This window comes from Methylocystis echinoides (assembly GCF_040687965.1).
GTDB classification, from domain to species: Bacteria; Pseudomonadota; Alphaproteobacteria; order Rhizobiales; family Beijerinckiaceae; genus Methylocystis; species Methylocystis echinoides_A.
Window position 1 is genome coordinate 2,968,157 of record NZ_CP156084.1, and the last position, 17,564, is coordinate 2,985,720.

14 protein-coding genes and 1 tRNA gene are annotated in these 17,564 nt (G+C 64.0%); 10 read left to right on the top strand and 5 right to left on the bottom strand.

All coding sequences use genetic code 11. From position 1 onward, the window contains the following. Positions 1-380: 380 nt before the first annotated feature. On the top strand, positions 381-1,874 hold the full coding sequence (gene dnaA, locus RVU70_RS14585) for a chromosomal replication initiator protein DnaA (protein ID WP_363347518.1): 1,494 nt from the start codon (positions 381-383) through the stop codon (positions 1,872-1,874). Between the two features lie 121 nt (positions 1,875-1,995). Here the strand turns inward: dnaA and RVU70_RS14590 are convergent, their stop codons facing one another. Beyond that, the gene (locus tag RVU70_RS14590; protein WP_363347520.1) at positions 1,996-3,075 is read right to left on the bottom strand and encodes a polyamine ABC transporter substrate-binding protein; all 1,080 of its coding nucleotides are present in this window, start codon (positions 3,073-3,075) and stop codon (positions 1,996-1,998) included. A 201-nt stretch (positions 3,076-3,276) separates the two neighbouring features. Here RVU70_RS14590 and RVU70_RS14595 point away from each other — a divergent pair, with 201 nt between their 5' ends. From RVU70_RS14595 to RVU70_RS14610, 4 genes are all read left to right on the top strand, one after another. Then, on the top strand, positions 3,277-3,858 hold the full coding sequence (locus tag RVU70_RS14595; protein ID WP_363347522.1) for a hypothetical protein: 582 nt from the start codon (positions 3,277-3,279) through the stop codon (positions 3,856-3,858). A gap of 149 nt (positions 3,859-4,007) precedes the next feature. After that, positions 4,008-5,351 carry a proline--tRNA ligase gene (gene proS, locus RVU70_RS14600; protein WP_363347524.1) on the top strand — a complete coding sequence of 448 codons (1,344 nt, stop codon included), beginning with the start codon at positions 4,008-4,010 and terminating at the stop codon, positions 5,349-5,351. Next, positions 5,348-6,637: a lipoprotein-releasing ABC transporter permease subunit gene (locus RVU70_RS14605; RefSeq protein WP_363347526.1), complete on the top strand. Its 1,290-nt coding sequence runs from the start codon at positions 5,348-5,350 to the stop codon at positions 6,635-6,637. Before proS ends, RVU70_RS14605 begins: the two co-directional genes overlap by 4 nt. Before the next feature lie 17 nt (positions 6,638-6,654). Next, a complete protein-coding gene (locus tag RVU70_RS14610) occupies positions 6,655-7,338 on the top strand; it encodes an ABC transporter ATP-binding protein (protein ID WP_363347528.1) in 684 nt (227 codons plus the stop codon). Positions 7,339-7,417: 79 nt separating this feature from the next. Here the strand turns inward: RVU70_RS14610 and RVU70_RS14615 are convergent, their stop codons facing one another. Together RVU70_RS14615 and RVU70_RS14620 are read right to left on the bottom strand one after the other, a co-directional pair. Continuing rightward, a complete protein-coding gene (locus tag RVU70_RS14615) occupies positions 7,418-7,987 on the bottom strand; it encodes a hypothetical protein (RefSeq protein ID WP_363347530.1) in 570 nt (189 codons plus the stop codon). A 324-nt stretch (positions 7,988-8,311) separates the two neighbouring features. Next, the gene (locus tag RVU70_RS14620) at positions 8,312-9,646 is read right to left on the bottom strand and encodes a multicopper oxidase domain-containing protein (protein ID WP_363347532.1); all 1,335 of its coding nucleotides are present in this window, start codon (positions 9,644-9,646) and stop codon (positions 8,312-8,314) included. A 315-nt stretch (positions 9,647-9,961) separates the two neighbouring features. On the opposite strand from RVU70_RS14620, the gene RVU70_RS14625 reads away from it, so the two are divergent. The 5 genes from RVU70_RS14625 (at position 9,962) to RVU70_RS14645 (ending at position 14,738) form a co-directional block, all read left to right on the top strand. Continuing rightward, positions 9,962-10,046, top strand: a tRNA-Leu gene (locus tag RVU70_RS14625). An 82-nt stretch (positions 10,047-10,128) separates the two neighbouring features. Next, positions 10,129-11,478, top strand: coding sequence for a trigger factor (gene tig, locus RVU70_RS14630; protein WP_363347534.1), 1,350 nt, complete (start codon positions 10,129-10,131; stop codon positions 11,476-11,478). Between the two features lie 109 nt (positions 11,479-11,587). Next, entirely contained in the window at positions 11,588-12,220 is a 633-nt protein-coding gene (gene clpP, locus RVU70_RS14635) for an ATP-dependent Clp endopeptidase proteolytic subunit ClpP (RefSeq protein ID WP_363347536.1), read from the top strand. 90 nt (positions 12,221-12,310) lie between these two features. Beyond that, the gene (locus RVU70_RS14640) at positions 12,311-14,320 is read left to right on the top strand and encodes an acetyl/propionyl/methylcrotonyl-CoA carboxylase subunit alpha (protein WP_363347538.1); all 2,010 of its coding nucleotides are present in this window, start codon (positions 12,311-12,313) and stop codon (positions 14,318-14,320) included. A gap of 262 nt (positions 14,321-14,582) precedes the next feature. Next, positions 14,583-14,738, top strand: a complete 156-nt coding sequence (locus RVU70_RS14645) for a hypothetical protein (RefSeq protein WP_363347540.1) — start codon at positions 14,583-14,585, stop codon at positions 14,736-14,738. Here RVU70_RS14645 and RVU70_RS14650 read toward each other — a convergent pair. Together RVU70_RS14650 and RVU70_RS14655 are read right to left on the bottom strand one after the other, a co-directional pair. Further along, positions 14,735-15,976, bottom strand: a complete 1,242-nt coding sequence (locus RVU70_RS14650; RefSeq protein ID WP_363347542.1) for an HlyD family efflux transporter periplasmic adaptor subunit — start codon at positions 15,974-15,976, stop codon at positions 14,735-14,737. The genes RVU70_RS14645 and RVU70_RS14650 overlap by 4 nt on opposite strands. Before the next feature lie 2 nt (positions 15,977-15,978). Continuing rightward, positions 15,979-17,553 (bottom strand): efflux transporter outer membrane subunit, encoded by a 1,575-nt coding sequence (locus RVU70_RS14655; RefSeq protein WP_363347544.1) that lies wholly within the window; start codon positions 17,551-17,553, stop codon positions 15,979-15,981. Positions 17,554-17,564 lie beyond the last annotated feature (11 nt).

Below are 17,564 nucleotides of genomic sequence, written 5' to 3' on the forward strand. Positions count from 1 at the left end.
TTCGACCTGATTCAAACAGTCTGAGTTCAGGGCGCGTGCGCTCTGTGTGTAATCTAGTGCAAATCCGGGTTCTGTTCGATCCCGGGAACCGGGGGCTTTGTCATGACGGAACTGCGGCGAACCAATGTGATTGGCGTGCTGCGTACCGAGCGCGATGGCGTCGCGCGACTTTGTGTTGCTTCCGTTTTTTGCGTTGGTTTCAGTAAAGACGACTCCAAGCCAAACGCCAGCGGCGTGGGGTGCGCGGTGGGACCGCCGCGCTAGCTTTTTCCAACACCCGGCGTTCCGCCGCGGCGACACGTATCTGACTTCAGGAAAGGGCGCTGCTCGCGTTTTGTGACGCGGGGATTTGGCGCCGTGCGCAATTTTTGGAAAGCACAATGTCGAACCGAGAGATGCGGGCTGACGAAATCCCCGCGGAGCACCAAAATCGATGGGAACGCGTTCGCCAGCGACTTCGCGCCGAACTCGGCGACGCTGTCTATAATTCCTGGTTCACGCGCCTCGAACTCGATCGCGTCGAGAGCGGCGCCTTGCACCTTTCGGTGCCGACCAAATTCTTGAAGAGCTGGGTGCAGTCCCACTATGCGTCGCGAATCAAGGCGCGCGCGGCCAATGAATTCGACAAGATCGAACGTGTCGTGATCGACGTCCGGTCGACAGCGCGCAAGCCGAAGTTGCGAGAGGCGGCGGCGGAGCGCGAGCCCGACGCGCCGACGCTTATTTTTGAAAAGACGCCTGCGCAGGCGAACGGCGCCGAGGCGGCTGACGTCGTCATGGCGCCGCGCCGCACGATGCGCGCGCCCGCCAGGGCCGACGGCGACGCGCTGATCGGCTCTCCGCTCGATCGGCGTTTGTCTTTTTCGACCTTCCTGGTCGGACCCTCCAATCAACTCGCCTACGCCGCCGCCTGCCGCGTAGCGGAGGCGCGTCCGGGCGACACGCCGATGTTCAACCCGCTTTACGCGCACGCCGCGGTGGGGCTCGGCAAGACCCATCTGCTGCAGGCGCTCGCCCACGCGACCAACGACAATCGCCGCCGGGCGGTCTATTTGACGGCGGAGCGTTTCATGAGCGGCTTCGTAGCGTCGCTCAATTCACAGACCTCGATCGCCTTCAAGGAAAGACTGCGCGCGATCGACATGCTGATCATCGATGACGTGCAGTTTCTGCAGGGCAAGTCCATTCAGCAGGAGTTCTGTCACACGCTCAACGCGCTGATCGACGCCGGCCGCCAGGTGGTGGTTGCGGCGGACCGTCCGCCGTCCGACCTGGAGACGCTCGATGAGCGGGTTCTCTCGCGATTCAAGGGCGGGCTCTGCGTCGATATCGGACCGCTCGACGAGGCGCTGCGCGTCAAGATTTTATCGGCGCGCATTTTTGCCGCGCAGGAGGCTAATCCCGGTTTCCACGTGCCGCCGGAGGTCGTCTCTTACGTCGCGCGCACCATCATCACAAACGGCCGCGATCTCGAAGGCGCGGTTAACCGCCTACTCGCGCATGTGACGCTCAATGGCGCGCCCTTGACGGTCGACACGGCCGAAACGGCGATCCGTGATCTCGTGCGCACGCAGGAGCCCAAGCGCGTCAAGATCGACGACATTCAGAAGCTCGTCGCGTCGCATTACAATATCTCGCGCGCCGACATTCTTTCCTCGCGTCGCACCGCGAATGTCGTGCGCCCGCGGCAGATCGCCATGTATCTGTCGAAAGTGTTGACGCTGCGCTCGCTGCCCGAGATCGGCCGGCGCTTCGGCGGCCGCGACCATACGACCGTGCTACATGCGGTGCGCAAGATCGAAGAGCTTGTCTCCAAGGACAAGAGCCTCGCCGAAGTCGTCGATTTGTTGAAGCGGATTCTGAGCGAGCAGTAATGCGCAGGCGTTCGTCCCGCCCGCAAGGAAAAGCGTAGGACTCTGAAGCATCTGCGTCCCGGCGTTGACGGCCGGACGGGGCCGGCCGCGCCAGTTATCGACAGCGCTTCTGGCGTTGCGGCTATTTGCCGGTCTTCACCGTCGTCCAGAGGCGCGTGATGAATTTCTGCTCGGGCTGATTGGGCGTCGTCACGGTGAAGAGGCGGCGCATGGTCGATTCCGGCGGATAGACGCCCGGATCGTCGGCGATGGATCTGTCGATGAGCGGGCGCGAGGGGCCGACGCCATTGGCGAAATTGGTCGCCTTGGTGTTGCGCGCCGCGACGTCCGGCCGCAGCATGTAATCGATGAACTGATAAGCCTCCTTGACATGTGGCGCGTCGATGGGGATGGCGAAATTGTCCATTGACATCAGCGTGCCTTCCGTCGGGATGACGTAGGCGATATCGACGTCGGCGCCGGCCTCGCGCGCGCGGTTGCGCGCCTGCAGGCTGTCGCCCGCCCAGCCGATGGCGAGGCAAATGTCGCCATTGGCGAGCGCGTTGATATATTCCGAAGAGTGGAATTTCTTGATGTAACGGCGCAGTCCCGAAAGATGGTCGGCCGCGCGCTTCAAATCGGCCTCGCGCTTCGAATTGGGATCGAGCTTGAGATAATTGAGCGTGATCGCGAAAACGTCCTCGGGACTATCGAGCACATAGACGCCGCAGTCGGCGAGTTTCTTCAAGGCTTCCGGCCGCAGCACCTGGTCCCAGCTGGTGATCGGCTTGCCGAGGCGCTGCGTGATCTTGGCGACATTATAGGCGACGCCGGTCGTGTACCACATGTAGTTTACGGCATGCGCGTTGCCGGGGTCGTAACGCGACAGCCGGCCGTCGATCTCGCTCCAGATATTCGCCGCGTTTGCGAGCCGTTTGCGATCGATCGGCTGCAGCACGCCCGCCTTGATCTGACGCTCCAGGAAGGTCGCCGAGGGCACGACGATGTCATATCCGGTGGCGCCGGCGAGAAGCCGCGACTCGAGCATCTCATTGGAGTCGTAGGTGTCGTAGACGACCTTGATCCCCGTCTCGCGGGTGAAATTCTCCAGCACGCCCGGATCGATATAGTCGCTCCAGTTGAAAATATTGACGACGCGCTCGGCCCCGGAGGCGGGCGCGCAGGCGAGGGCGAAAAGCAGAGCGGCGAAAAACTTCTTCATGAGGCGGCGGCTTGTTGAGGCGGCTCGCGCCGCTGGACGATCGAGAGAGATTATCACGCCCGCCAAGGGCTTGGCGACGGGCGCAGGCATGCCGTTTCTGGACCCGGACGCGCTTCCCGCAATGTAAACAACGACTCAAACTATTTTAATAAATTGCAGTTTTGCTGAAGCCTTCGAAAGGACGTCCATAAGGACGAAAAGATGTCAGTAATAGCCAAGCTCATTTACTTCAGTTCTTTACTTCCGGGCGGGGCGCGCAGCGCAGCCCCGCCGCTTTCCGACAGGCGCGAGCCGACGATTGGCGACCCTTTCGAACGCGCGGTCGTCGAGTTTCAACGGCATATCGAGGACAGCAAGAACGACTCGACCGCCTTTTCGGGGAGAGACCTCTACATTTATCTTCATCTGATCCGGTCGTGGTTCAAATATCTGAGCCTGAAGCACCAAAACGACCCCGCGACAATCCAGAACATGAAGGAGAACTACGTCGAGTATATTCTATGCATGAAGGAAATGCAGAAATGCGGGTTTATCTTCGTCAAGGGCGGGGGCGCGGAAACCTATAGGGACCGCTATGCCGCCGCAAAGAAGATAAAGGAAGAAATCGAGCGCGCCTTCGCCGACGCCCTCGGCGACGAGGCGGCGCGCGAGCTGAAGACCATCAAAGACCTCCCATGCCGGTGCTTCAACAGGCACGGCGATAAGGCGCCGGAGGGATATTGGTTCAGCAAATATGAGACGGACGTAGAGAAAATTCCGGACGCAGAGAGCGCCCTCACCTAGCAGGCGGCCAAGCTCCCGCTTGAATTGCTCCCCCGTCGACCTGCCGGCCACGCCCGAGGCGCTTGCCTTTTGCGTGGTTAGGCGCTTCAACCGCCCGCGAGCGGCCGTTATGCTCGCCAACCCGTCCGAATCGTTGAGTGGAAGCTCCCATGCGCCTGTCCCGTTACTTCCTGCCCATCCTGCGCGAGACGCCCAAGGAGGCCGAGATCGTCTCGCATCGGCTGATGCTGCGGGCGGGCATGATCCGGCAGGAGTCGGCCGGCATTTACGCCTGGCTGCCGCTGGGCCTCAAAGTGCTGAACAACATCAACCGCATCATCCGCGAGGAGCAGAACCGGGCGGGCGCCGTCGAATTGCTGATGCCGACGATCCAGTCGGCCGATCTGTGGCGCGAATCCGGCCGCTACGACGCCTATGGCAAGGAGATGCTGCGCATCGCCGACCGGCATGACCGGGAAATGCTGTTCGGCCCGACCAACGAGGAGATGATCACGGAGATTTTCCGCGCCTATGTGCGCTCCTACAAGGATCTCCCGCTCAATCTTTACCATATCCAGTGGAAGTTCCGCGACGAGGTGCGCCCGCGCTTCGGCGTCATGCGCTCGCGCGAATTCCTCATGAAGGACGCTTACTCCTTCGACCTCACCGCCGAAGCCGGCCGCCATTCCTACAATAAGATGTTCGTGGCCTACCTGCGCACGTTCGGGCGCATGGGGCTCACCGCCATTCCGATGGCCGCGGAATCCGGCCCGATCGGCGGCAATCTGAGCCACGAATTCATCATTCTCGCCGAGACCGGCGAGAGCGAGGTGTTCTGCCACAAGGATTTCCTGTCCTTCCCGCCGCCGCCCGCAAACATCGATTTCGACGATGTTACGGCGCTCGAAGGGATCGTCGGCCAATGGACGAGCCGCTACGCCGCGACGAGCGAGATGCATGACGCGGGCGCCTTCGCCGCCGTGCCGGCGGAGTCGCAAGTTTCTGCGCGCGGAATCGAAGTCGGCCATATTTTCTACTTCGGGACCAAATATTCCGAACCCATGAAGGCCGTGGTCAACGGCCCCGACGGCAAGGAGGTCGTCGTGCAGATGGGTTCCTACGGCATCGGCCCTTCGCGTCTCGTCGCCGCGATCATCGAGGCCAATCACGACGACGCGGGCGTCATCTGGCCGGAAACGGTCGCGCCCTTCCATGTCGGCGTGGCCGATCTGAAGGTCGGAGACCCGACGACCGGAAAGGTCTGCGCCGAACTGGTCGAGCAGCTCGAAAACGCCGGGCTCGACGTGCTCCATGACGATCGCGACGAGCGGCCGGGCGGGAAGTTCGCCACGCTCGATCTCATCGGTCTGCCATGGCAGATTCTCGTCGGCCCCAAGGGGCTCGCCGACGGCCGCGTCGAGGTGAAGAACCGGCGCACCGGCGAGCGTGAGCTGCTGTCGCCCGCAGAGGCGGCGGCGCGAGTCGTCGCCGCGGTCAAGCAGGCGGGCGCATGAGCGAGAGCGGAGCCGCCCCGACGCCGCAGGACGGCGCCAGGGCCTTCTCGCCTTTCGAATGGATGGTGGCGCTGCGCTATCTGCGGGCCCGCCGCGCGGACGGCTTCGTCTCCGTCATCGCCGGATTTTCCTTCCTCGGCATCATGCTCGGCGTCGCGACGCTGATCGTCGTCACCTCGGTGATGAATGGATTTCACCGCGAGCTCATGGACAAGATCATGGGCGTCAACGGCCACGCCTTTCTGCAGGCCGTCGAGACGCCCTTCACCGACTGGTCAGAGGTCGCCGCGAAGACCTCGGCCGTGCAGGGCGTCAAGCTCGCCGTTCCGATGGTCGAGGGCGCGGCCGGCATTTCGACGCAGTTCGGCCAGTCGGGCGTCTTGGTGCGGGGCGTGCGAGAAAACGATCTTTCCCGCCTGCCGGGCATCGCCGGCAATGTGAAAAGCGGCGCTCTCAAAGGATTTGACAAGGGCGAGGGCGTCGCCATCGGCCAGCGTCTCGCCGAGACGCTCGGCGTCTCCGTTGGCGACAAGGTGAGCCTGCTTGTCGCCAAGGGCGCGCAGACGCCCTTCGGCGTCGCGCCGCGCATCAAGGCCTATACGGTGGCGGCGATCTTTTCGATCGGCATGTCGGAATTCGACAATGTGTTCGTCTACATGCCGCTCGCCGAGGCGCAGCTCTTCTTCAACAAGGCCAAGGAGGCGACGGTCGTCGAGGCTTTCGTCGACGATCCCGACGAGATGGACCTCTTTCGCGCGCGCCTCGACAAGGCGGTCGCGCGGCCGCTCATCGTCACGGACTGGCGTCAGCGCAACAAGACCTTCTTCGACACGCTGCAGGTCGAGAAAAACATCCTCTTCATCATCCTCACGCTCATCGTCATCGTCGCCGCCTTCAACATTATCTCCGGCCTGACCATGCTGGTGAAGGACAAGACGCAGGACATCGCCATTCTGCGCACCATGGGGGCGTCGCGCGGCGCGGTGCTGCGCGTTTTCCTCATCATCGGCGCGTCGATCGGCGTCATGGGCGCCCTCGCGGGCTTCCTGCTCGGCCTGCTGATCGCCAAGAATCTCGACACGATCCGGGTGGCGCTGAACAAGGCTTTCGACGCCAATCTTTTCCCGGCGGAATTCTATTTCCTGTCGCGGCTGCCGGCGATCGTCGACATGCGGGAGGTGACGATGATCGTCGCGATGACTCTGGCGCTCGCCGTTCTCGCCTCGATCTATCCCGCCTGGAAGGCCGCCTCGCTCGATCCGATCGAAGCGCTCCGGCACGAATGAGCGCAGAAGGCCAAGGCATGAGCGACGCCGTTCTCGAATTGCGCAACATCGCCCGGCATTACCGCGAGGGCGAGGCGCGTCTCGACATTCTGGTCGACGCCAATCTCGCCATCTATCCCGGCGAGACGGTGGCCCTCGTCGCGCCCTCGGGCGCGGGAAAATCGACGCTGCTCCATATCGCCGGCCTGCTCGAGCGGCAAGACAGCGGCGAAACCCTGATCAATTCGGCGCCGACCTCCAGCATGAGCGACAATGATCGCACGAGGCTGCGCCGGGACGCCATCGGCTTCATCTACCAGTTCCATCATCTGCTGCCGGAATTCACGGCGCTGGAGAATATCGTCGTGCCGCAGATGATCTGCGGTCTCGCCCGCAAGGAGGCGGAGGCCCGCGCGCAGCAGTTGCTGGAGTATCTGCGGCTTGGGCCGCGCGCCTCGCATCGGCCGTCCGAGTTGTCGGGCGGCGAGCAGCAGCGCGTCGCCATCGCCCGCGCGGTCGCCAATGCGCCGCATCTTCTCCTTGCCGACGAGCCGACCGGCAATCTCGACCCGCGCACGGCGGAACATGTCTTCGCGACGCTGATGACTCTCGCCCGCCACTCCGGACTCGCCGCGCTCATCGCGACCCATAATCTCGACCTCGCCAAACAAATGGACCGCCGCGTAACGCTACGCGACGGTCGCATCGAAGAACTGACGTAAGGCCTCTGCCAGCTGCGCGGTCGACCCCCTCGCGGTGGAGGCGCCGCCGTGGCGGCTCCTCAGCGGGGGGGCCTGCCGATCAGGCGGCCTTCTTCTTGTCGTGGATGAAGTGCTTGTACCACAAGCCGAAGCCCACCGCGGCCGCGGCGCCGAGCACGAGGAAGGTCATCAACTCCTTGTTGGCGGTGAGGCCGACGGAGAAGGGGAAGCGGGCGACATATTCTTTGCTGCCGTCGTCGCTCTTCGCCTTGACGATGCCGATATATTTGCCTTCGTTCACGAAATTGTGGTCGAAGGTCAGCGTGCCGGTCTTGTACTTCTTCGGCGGAGAATAATATTCGGTATTCGCCTCGAGGTTCTCGTTGTCGTCCTTTTGGCCGACGTCGCGCAACACGCGCATCTCGAGGTTCATATCACGCAATTCGTCCTGCTGCGCGTCGAGGGTGATGATGGTCGGGCCCGCATCGGGGATGTCGTCACAGAACTGCTCGCGCGACTTGAGCGGCTGATAGCCCGTGAAGCTCATCGTGTCCGGCCCGATTTTCATCAGGCACTGCCCCTGGTTGGAGCCGACGTCGCCGTGAGCGTGCGCCTGAGCCACCCAACCGACCGTCGCCAACGTCATGGCGACGAGAAAGCGCATTTTCATCTTAGTTTTCTCCCTTACCAATTATTTGCCGCTTCTTGGCCAGCGGGCGCTCCTTTACGTGATCGTCGCCACGGGACGAACCGCAGGACGACCCCTTGCCCGGGCGGGCGGGGAGCCGCCTGATTAGCAGCTTGTGGTTAGCATATATCAATTCAAGGGCGCCTGTCTTGCGACCTTCAGCCACACACGAATGCGCCAAAAGGGTAAAAGCGGCGGCGGGTTCTTATACGCAACGCAAAGCCCCGCAGCAGACGTTTCGCCCAGTGGACCAACGCGAAGCCTTAATGTAAAGGTCAAGTCGGGCTTTCGCCACACCAAACGGCGTCAGCCGACGTCGAACCAGGTCGCGAGTCCCGCGGCTTCATGCTCCAATATGTCGTCGTGGATCGCCCATTTGCCTGGGGCGTCGGCGATGAAGGAGACATGCTTCGTCTTTCCTGCGGGAATGATGACGCCGTTGCGCCAGTACGGCTCCCAGCCGTCGTCGAGATCGTGAAGAAGCCGCATCGCATGCCCGTGCACATGCATAGCGAGCGGAACCTTGGATTTGTTGACATAGCCGAGCGTGACGGGCGTTCCGGGTTTCACCCGGAACAGCGGCGGCCCCTCGTAGCCCTTGGTTGCGGCGCCGTTGATCGTCCAGCCGCCGGCGCCGACGTCGATGGCGAGGTCGACCTTCTTGGCGTTGTTGAGCTTGATTTCCGGCGGCAGCGTCGGATTTTGCGGCAAGGAATAAATGAGGCCGCGCCGTTCGGCCTTGGCTCCCTTGGCCGTCGCCACGAGCAAGTCGCTGTCCGCGCCGCCCCCGCCGCGCAACATGACGCGCGCCTTGGCGCCTTCCGTCGGCGGCATGTCGAAGATGAGTTCGAAGCGCGCGCCGGGCGCGACCGGAATGCTTCGGCGCACCGGCTCGAAAGCGTCGCACGGCTGGCTGTCGATCGCGACGACGAAGGGCTGCACCCCATCGAAGGTCAAAATCATGATGCGGGCGTTGGCGAGATTGGCGAGGCGCAGCCGCACGCGGGAATTGGCTGGAAAGTCGTAGGTCGCCGGCGCCGCCTTGCCGTTGACGGCGAGGAGCGGGCCGATGCGCCCCGCGCCCTGCGCGGCCGCCGCATCGCCGAAGGCCCCTTCGATCTTCCCCTTGGCGTCGAGCCGCCAGTCGTCGAGGACGAGCAGCAGGTCATGGTCGGCGGGCAGGGGCTCCGGCTCATCGACGATCAACAGGCCCTTGAGGCCGCGGCCCATCAATTCGGGCGTCTTGCCGTAGACGCTCGGCCGGTAGCAGAAGAGGCCGGGCTCCGTAAGCTTGCGCCGGTAGTCGAAGGAGCCGCCCGGCGCGACGGCGGGCTGAGTCAGGGGGGCGACGCCATCCATGGCGTTCTCCCCGCGCAGGCCGTGCCAGTGGATCGAGGCGGGGAGATCGAGCTTGTTGACGAAGTGGACGTTCAGCTCCTGTCCCTGCTTGTAGCGGAGCACGGGCCCGGGCGAGACGCCGTCGAAGCCGAGAATGTCGGTCTCCCCGGCTGGCGCCAGCGCCGCCATTCCCGGCCGCGCCTCGAGCGCCCGGGGGCCGAGCGGCGCCGTGGCCCCGGCCGGGAGCGCCAGGACGGTGGCGGCGGCGCCGGAGAGGAAGGCGCGGCGATCGAGCGAGGGCATGGGCGGTTCTTCCGTATCTTGGCGGGATTTCCCTATGACCGACGAAATGAGAGGGGGCAACCTAACCGCGCTTCCAGGAGCGCGCAGGCCAGCCTCCGCTTGCCCGGCAAACCGAGAATCGCTTGCGTGTTCGTCGTCCGGAATTCAGCTTCGCCCCGCTTCCGCGCCGCGCCGGTCGGCCAGCGCGGACTTTAGCGGCCAGACCCCGAAACGCCTCGTATTTTTTTCGAGCATCCTGCGCCGACCATGCTATAGAGCGGCGCCCGCGCTCGCGGGCGTTCGGGTTTCGCGGCGGGTCCGAATGGGGCCGCTCTCGCGGGCGTGGCGGAACTGGTAGACGCGCCGGATTTAGGTTCCGGTGACGAAAGTCGTGGGGGTTCGACTCCCTCCGCCCGCACCAAAGGCCGCAGTTTCGCGGAAATTATCGACATAACCGCCCGGGCGCGCGCCGGCGGCATTGAAGTTGTAGAAGGCGATCGACAATGCAAGTGACGCAAACCTCCTCGCAGGGTTTGAAGCAGGAATTCAAGGTCGTGCTGCCGGCGGCGGACCTCGCGGCCAAGCTCGGGGCGCAACTCGCCGAGGTGCAGGCCAAGGCCCAGATCAAGGGCTTCCGTCCCGGCAAAGCGCCGATCGGCCATCTCAAGAAGCTCTATGGCAAGAGCATCATGGGCGAGGTGCTGCAGGAGGCGGTCAACGAGGCCAACCGCAAGATCGTCGAGGATAACGGGCTGCGAATCGCGGTCGAACCCAAGCTCGATTTCCCCGGCGGACAGGACGAGGTGGAGCGCGCGCTGGCCGCCGAGGGCGATTTCGCCTTCACCGTCACCTTCGAGACCCTGCCGAAGTTCGAAGTCGGCGCGCTCGACGACATTGCGCTCGAGCGCCCCGTCGCCGAGGTCGGCGATGACGACGTTGACGCCGCTCTCAAGAATCTCGCGGACCGGGTTCAGGAGTTCGAGCCGCGCGCCGAAGGCTCCAAGGCCGAAAAGGGCGACAAGCTCACGATCGACTTCACCGGCAGGCTCGACGGCGTGCCCTTCGAAGGGGGCACGGGCGGCGACATCGACATCGTGCTCGGCTCAGGCACCTTTATTCCGGGTTTCGAGGAGCAGCTCGAGGGCGCCGGCGTCGGCGACCAGCGGCTCGTCAAGGTCAAGTTCCCCGACGACTATTCGGCCGCCCATCTCGCCGGCAAGGACGCGGAGTTCGACGTGACGGTCAAGGGCGTCGCCGCGCCGAAGGCGATGGAGATCGGCGAGGACCTGGCCAAGAAATACGGCTTCGAGAATTTCGAGGCGATGAAAACCGCCGTGAAGGGCAATCTCGAAGCGGACTTCCACAAGGTCTCGCGCGACCGCCTGAAGCGCGCCCTGCTGGACGCGCTCGACGGCCGTTATTCTTTCGAACTGCCCGAAACGCTCGTCGAGCAGGAGTTCAACAACATCTGGCAGCAGCATGAGGCCGAGGCCCGCCGCAGCGGCCAGCCGCTCGCTGAGGAAGGCAAGACCGAAGAAGAGACGCGCGCCGAGTTCCGCAAGATCGCCGAGCGTCGCGTGCGCCTTGGCCTCGTTCTTGCTGAAATCGGCCAGAACGCCGGCGTGAAGGTCGAGGACAAGGATCTGACCGAGGCGCTGGTCGAGCGCGCCCGAATGTTCCCGGGCCAGGAAAAGCAGGTCTGGGATTTCTACCGCAACAACGAGCAGGCGCTCGCTCAGCTGCGCGCGCCGATCTATGAAGAGCGCGTCGTCGATCACATCTCCAAGCTGATCAAGATCACGGACAAGCCCGTGACCAAGGACGAGCTCTTCAAGGAAGAGGATGAAGCGTAAGCTTCGTTTGCGTCCCGTCGCGCTCCGGCATATGACGGGACAATGATATGGACGGCGGGGGGCGGCCTCCGCCGGCAAGGCCGTGCGGCGGTCTTAGGAAGGCGATGCGATGCGTGATCCGATCGAGGTCTACAACCAGTATCTCATTCCCCAGGTGATCGAAAACACGTCGCGAGGCGAGCGCGGGTTCGACATCTATTCGCGTCTTCTGCGCGAGCGGATCATCTTTCTTACCGGGCCGGTCGAAGACCATATGGCTTCGGTGATCATCGCGCAGCTCTTGTTCCTGGAATCGGAAAATCCGAAGAAGGAAATCTCGCTCTACATCAACTCGCCGGGCGGCGTGGTGACGGCGGGCCTCGCCATCTACGATACGATGCAGTTCATCAAGCCCAAGGTTTCGACGCTCTGCGTCGGGCAGGCGGCGTCGATGGGCTCGCTGCTGCTCTGCGCCGGCGAGGCGGGGCTGCGCTTCGCGCTGCCGAACGCCCGCGTGATGCTGCATCAGCCGTCTGGCGGCTTTCAGGGCCAGGCCTCCGACATTCAGCGCCACGCAGAGGACATCCTCAAGGTCAAGAAGCGGTTGAATGACATCTACGTCCGCCACACCGGCAAGGACTATGACCTGATCGAGCGCACGCTCGACCGCGATCATTTCATGTCGGCGGAGGAGGCCAAGGCGTTCGGCATTGTCGACAGCGTGCAGGAGAAGCGCGCCGAGAGCGAGACAGAAGCCAAGTAAAATTCAAAAGGGAGAGGCGCGGAACCGCTATCGATCAGAATAGCCGCCGCGCCGGAGCGTCCGAGGATCGAAAGGGCAATTGGGGCTCGCATGTTTCGCAAAATTTTGATCGCCAACCGTGGCGAAATCGCCTGCCGCATCATCAAGACCGCGAAGAAGATGGGCATCGCCACGGTCGCCGTCTATTCGGACGCCGACGCTGACGCGCTCCACGTCGAAATGGCGGACGAGGCGATCCATCTCGGCCCCCCGCCCGCCGCGCAGTCCTATCTCCTGATCGACAAGATCGTCGCCGCTTGCAAACAGACCGGCGCCGAGGCTGTTCATCCGGGCTATGGCTTTCTCTCCGAGCGCGCGGCTTTCGCCAATGCGCTGAAAGAGGCGGGGATCGTCTTCATCGGCCCCAATCCGCGCGCCATCGAGGCGATGGGCGACAAGATCGAATCGAAGAAATTCGCCTCCGCCGCCAAGGTGAGCGTCGTGCCGGGCTATCTCGGCGTGATCGAAACGCCCGAAGAAGCCGTGCGGATCGCCAAGGACATCGGCTATCCGGTGATGCTGAAGGCGTCCGCCGGCGGCGGCGGCAAGGGCATGCGCATCGCCTTCAACGACGCCGAGGTCGTCGAGGGCTTCACGCGCGCGCGCTCGGAGGCGGCGTCCTCCTTCGGCGACGACCGAGTCTTCGTCGAGAAATTCATCGTCAATCCGCGCCACATCGAAATCCAGGTGCTCGGCGACAAGCACGGCAACGTCATTCACTTGAATGAGCGTGAATGCTCGATTCAGCGCCGCAACCAGAAAGTTATTGAAGAAGCGCCGTCGCCGCTGCTCGACGAAGCGACCCGCGCCGAAATGGGCGCCCAGGCCGTCGCGCTCGCCAAGGCGGTGGATTACGACTCGGCCGGCACGGTCGAATTCGTCGCGGGCCAGGACAAGAGCTTCTACTTCCTCGAGATGAACACCCGCCTGCAGGTGGAGCATCCGGTCACCGAGCTCATCACCGGCATCGACCTCGTCGAGCAGATGATCCGCGTCGCGGCCGGAGAGCCGCTGCAGATCAAGCAGGAGAACGTCAAGATCAACGGCTGGGCGGTGGAGAGCCGCATTTACGCCGAAGACCCGACGCGCAACTTCCTGCCCTCGATCGGCCGACTTGTGAAGTATCGCCCGCCGGAAGAGCGCAAGGACGGCGGAATCACGGTGCGCAACGACACCGGCGTCACCGAGGGCCGCGAGATTTCGATCCATTACGATCCGATGATCGCAAAGCTCGTGACTCACGCGCCGGATCGTCTGCGCGCCATCGTGGCGCAGGCCGACGCGCTCGATCGTTTCGTGATCGACGGCATCCGCCACAATATTCCGTTCCTGTCGTCGCTGATGCAGAGCGCGCGCTGGCGCTCGGGAAATCTGTCGACGGGCTTCATCGCCGAGGAATATCCCGAGGGCTTCTCGGCGCCGGCCCCGATCGGCGACGTCGCCTGGACGCTCGCCGCCGTGGCGACGCTGATGGATCACATCGGCAACGCGCGCAAGCGTCAGATCAGCGGCCAGCTGATGAACGGCCGGCCGGTCGAATTTACCCGTGACCGCGTCTGCATGTTGGGCGAGGCCCGCTTCGACGTGCAGCTCGAGGAGCAGGGCGAGGCCCTCGTCGTTCGCTTCGCCGACGGCGACAGTCGCGCCCATCGTATTTCGTCGCAGTGGCGGCCGGGCCACGAGCTGTTCGTCGGCGACGTCGACGGCCACACGGTCTATGTGCAGGCGCGGGCGATCCTCAACGGCTACGAACTGTCTCATCAGGGCGTCAGCGTTCCGGCCCGCGTCTATACGCAGCGCGAGGCGGAGCTTGCCGCGCTCATGCCCAAGAAAAAGGACGCCGGCGCCTCCAAGCATCTGCTTTGCCCCATGCCGGGTCTGGTCAAGACCGTGGATGTAACGGAAGGGCAGGAGGTCAAGGCGGGCGAGGCGCTTTGCATGGTTGAGGCGATGAAGATGGAGAACGTGCTGCGCGCCGAGCGCGACGTGACCATCAAGAAGATCCTCGCCAAGCCCGGCGACAGTCTCGCCGTCGACGCGGTGATCATGGAATTCGCCTGAGGCGGCTGCGCGGCAGGCGTCTCGAAGCACGAGGGCGTCTGTTGCGATTTGTCAGCGGTCCATCACCGATTCCGTCAGCGGGGCGAGCGTCATCCACGCGACGCGAACCGTCGAAATGAACGCGCCATATACCGGACAGTCACCGGCGCAGACCACCTGAGGCTTCCGCCAGGTCGGCCGCCAGGACGGTTGCGGGCGCCTTTCAAAGACATTCTTTTTAGTCTATAAGATTAGTGGACAAAAAAATTGACAGGGGGGCGATGTGGTTCCTTTTTCGAAGATCGTGCCGATCGCGTTTTGGATTTGCTTCCTGGCGCTCGGCTTCGTGACCAGCCTCGGCGGTCCGAGCAAGCAGCCGGCGTCGCCGCGTGACGTTGTCGCCGAAACCGAGCCGAGAAGCGGCAGGGCTGCGGATTAATCCGCCGCCGCCGCGCATGCGCCGTCGCCGGCGTTAGCCCCGCCGACGAGATTTTCCCGCACGATCTTTTGCGCGCGCGCGCGCGCCTCTTCGAGGTCCTTGTCGAAGACCTCGGTTGCATATTCGCCGGCGGCCGTCTTCACGATGGACTCGTTCATCGTCTTGGGTTCGGCGCTCACATTAATCGAGGTGACCGTCGAAAGCCCCGGCCGCAATGGGGTTTTCTTCAGCTCCTCGGGATCGATGGCGATGCGCACCGGCACCCGCTGCACGATGCGGATGAAATTGCCGGTGGCGTTGTCCGGGGGCAGGGTCGCGAAGACGCTGCCCGAGCCGGGCACGAGACCCTCGACCGTGCCATGGAACAGCGCGCTCGATCCGTAGAGATCGACCTTGATCAGCGCTGGCTGGCCGGGGCGAATCCGCTCCATGCGGTTTTCCCACAGATTGGCTTCGACCCAGAGGTGGTCGAGCGGCACGATATTCATGATCTGGTCGCCGGGGCGCACGCGCTGGCCGACCTGCACGCGCCGCTTGGCGACATAACCCGTCGCCGGAGCGCGAATGTTTTGGCGCAAATATTCAATATAGGCGTCATTGAAGCGCGCCTTGGCGAGTTCGATGTCCGGGTGTTTGACGAGCTCTACGCCGCCGACGCGCGATTCGATCGCCTGATATTCGGCGCGCGCCTCGCGCAGATCCGCTTCTTGCGCAGCGAGCGTATCCTCGGTGTTCTGCAGAATTTGTCCCGAAGCGGCGCCGCTCGTCGCGGCCTTGCGATACCGCGCGAGATCGTGGCGCGTCCGCTCGCGGACCGCGGCGCGCGCGCCGATCTTCTGACAGACCTGACGGCGGTTGGCGTAGAGCGCGCCGACATTGCGCACGGCGCGGGCAAGCTCGGCCTCGGCCTGGCCCAGCGCGGCCCGCGCACGTTGGGCGTCGAGCTGGATCAACACGTCGCCTTTCTTGACGAGCTGCGTTTCCTCCGCGAGCACCTTGGCGACGACGCCGGTCGCGTCCGCCTGCACGGGAATGATGTTGCCGGAGACGAAGGCGTTGTCGGTCGTCACCCAGTCGCGGTCATAAGTGAACCAGCGAAAGGCCGTGACCAAAACCCCGATGCCGACGCCGACGGCCAGCGCCTTGAGCAGGAAAGCGCGCCGTGCGCGGATGGTCTTGCGCGACAGGGGCGGGGCGCTTCCAATCGCCCGCGGCGCGTCTGTCTCTTCTGAAGCCAAATTCAGCCTCCCCCGAGCGATTGCACGGCGTCGACGACCGGTGTGATCGGATCGGTCTCCGGCGCGGGTCTGGGCTCATAGGCCTGCGGTCCCGCGTCATAGCCGCCGCCGAGCGCCTGGAAAAGGTCCACCGTCGAGACGAATTTGTCGCCCTCGAGGCCGCGCTGGATAAAGACGGCGTCGAGCATGTCGGCGTATTCCTGCACATATTCGCGCCGGTCGCGCAGCCCGTCGCGCAGCCTGATGCGCGCCAGCTCGACTTCGGCGCGACGGGCCTTGATGAACCGCGACTGCGACTCGTATTCGGATTTGAAGCGTTTGAGATTGACCAGCGCGTCGGCGACCTGCTGCGCGGCCGTTAGAAGCGTCTCGTTATAGGTGTCCACGGCCTGATCGTAATCCGCCCGCTGCACTTCGAGATTTCCGGTCAGCTTGCCGCCCTGGAAGATCGGCAGATGCAGGCCGGGCGTGACGCTATAGACCATGGCGCCCGGGTTAAAGAGGTAGCCGCCGAGCTTGGCGAATTGGGTCGACGTGACCGAGGCTTCGAGCCCCGCCGACACGGAAAGGTCGATTGAGGGCAGAAACAGCGCCTTGGCCGCATGAATGCGATCGGCCCAGGCCTCTGCGCGCCGCAGCGCCGCCATCAGATCCGGGCGATGCGCAAGAAGCTCGATCGGCAGACGCTGGGGCAGCGCCGGCTGCACCGGGGCGACCTTCTTCCTGGCCTCGAAGAGGCCGCGCGCGACGTCCGGGCCTTCGCCCATCAGTCGGGCGAGGGCGTTCTCCTGAATGGAAATGGCCGCTGTCAGCGCCGCTTCGCGCCGCACCGCGGCTTCCTCGTTGCTGCGGGCGATCTGGACGAAGTCGAGCGCCTCGATGCCGGTCGCGTAGCGCGTCTCGGCGAGCTGGCGCAGTTCGCGCCGCAGGCCGGTCAGCTCCTTTGCGAGCTTGAGCTGTTCGGCGAGCACGAATCCACGCAGATAGGCCCGCGCGACGCTCGTCGTGAGCAGCAGCCGGGTCTGCTCCAATTCGCCCGCCTGCGCCAGCGCGTCGCCGATTGCGGCGTCGAGCAAGGCGCGGTTCTTGCCCCAGAAATCCAGCTCCCATTTCGCCGAAATGGGGTTGAGGAAAGCCGCCGATTTCTCGAGTCCGCCCTGGCGGGGATTGAGCCCGGCCGCGACGCCGCGCTCGGCGTAGCGATATTGCTTGTAGGTGAGATCGGCCTCGACATAGGGCGTTAAACGCGAACTCGCGATGTCGACGGCGGCCTCGGCCTCTTTGAGCGTGTCGGCGGCTTTGCGAAGGTTCTGATTGTCGATGAGCGCCTTTTCCATGATGCGGTCGAGGTCCGCGCTGCGGAAAGCCCGCCACCACTGCTGGCCGGGCCAGCCTTTTTCGCTGCTGACGCTTTTCACGCCGGAGGCCGCGATGGTGCGGCTCATGGAGGGGACCTCCATGAATTCCGCGCGCTGGTCCTGGGCGGTCGGCATGCAGCCGGCGAGCGCGAGCGCCAGCGGCGCGGCGGCAAGGGCCCCGCGCCGCGCCAACGGGCGTCGTGGTTGATAAAGTCGCATGCGCGCGCGCA

What these genes read in the sequence shown, in the direction of transcription:
- dnaA (WP_363347518.1), top strand. Translation starts at nt 381, where the DNA reads ATGTCGAACCGAGAGATGCGGGCTGACGAAATCCCCGCGGAGCACCAA.
- RVU70_RS14640 (WP_363347538.1), top strand. Translation starts at nt 12,311, where the DNA reads ATGTTTCGCAAAATTTTGATCGCCAACCGTGGCGAAATCGCCTGCCGC.
- RVU70_RS14610 (WP_363347528.1), top strand. Translation starts at nt 6,655, where the DNA reads ATGAGCGACGCCGTTCTCGAATTGCGCAACATCGCCCGGCATTACCGC.
- tig (WP_363347534.1), top strand. Translation starts at nt 10,129, where the DNA reads ATGCAAGTGACGCAAACCTCCTCGCAGGGTTTGAAGCAGGAATTCAAG.
- RVU70_RS14595 (WP_363347522.1), top strand. Translation starts at nt 3,277, where the DNA reads ATGTCAGTAATAGCCAAGCTCATTTACTTCAGTTCTTTACTTCCGGGC.
- RVU70_RS14620 (WP_363347532.1), bottom strand. Translation starts at nt 9,646, where the DNA reads ATGCCCTCGCTCGATCGCCGCGCCTTCCTCTCCGGCGCCGCCGCCACC.
- RVU70_RS14605 (WP_363347526.1), top strand. Translation starts at nt 5,348, where the DNA reads ATGAGCGAGAGCGGAGCCGCCCCGACGCCGCAGGACGGCGCCAGGGCC.
- RVU70_RS14655 (WP_363347544.1), bottom strand. Translation starts at nt 17,553, where the DNA reads ATGCGACTTTATCAACCACGACGCCCGTTGGCGCGGCGCGGGGCCCTT.
- clpP (WP_363347536.1), top strand. Translation starts at nt 11,588, where the DNA reads ATGCGTGATCCGATCGAGGTCTACAACCAGTATCTCATTCCCCAGGTG.
- RVU70_RS14615 (WP_363347530.1), bottom strand. Translation starts at nt 7,987, where the DNA reads ATGAAAATGCGCTTTCTCGTCGCCATGACGTTGGCGACGGTCGGTTGG.
- RVU70_RS14590 (WP_363347520.1), bottom strand. Translation starts at nt 3,075, where the DNA reads ATGAAGAAGTTTTTCGCCGCTCTGCTTTTCGCCCTCGCCTGCGCGCCC.
- proS (WP_363347524.1), top strand. Translation starts at nt 4,008, where the DNA reads ATGCGCCTGTCCCGTTACTTCCTGCCCATCCTGCGCGAGACGCCCAAG.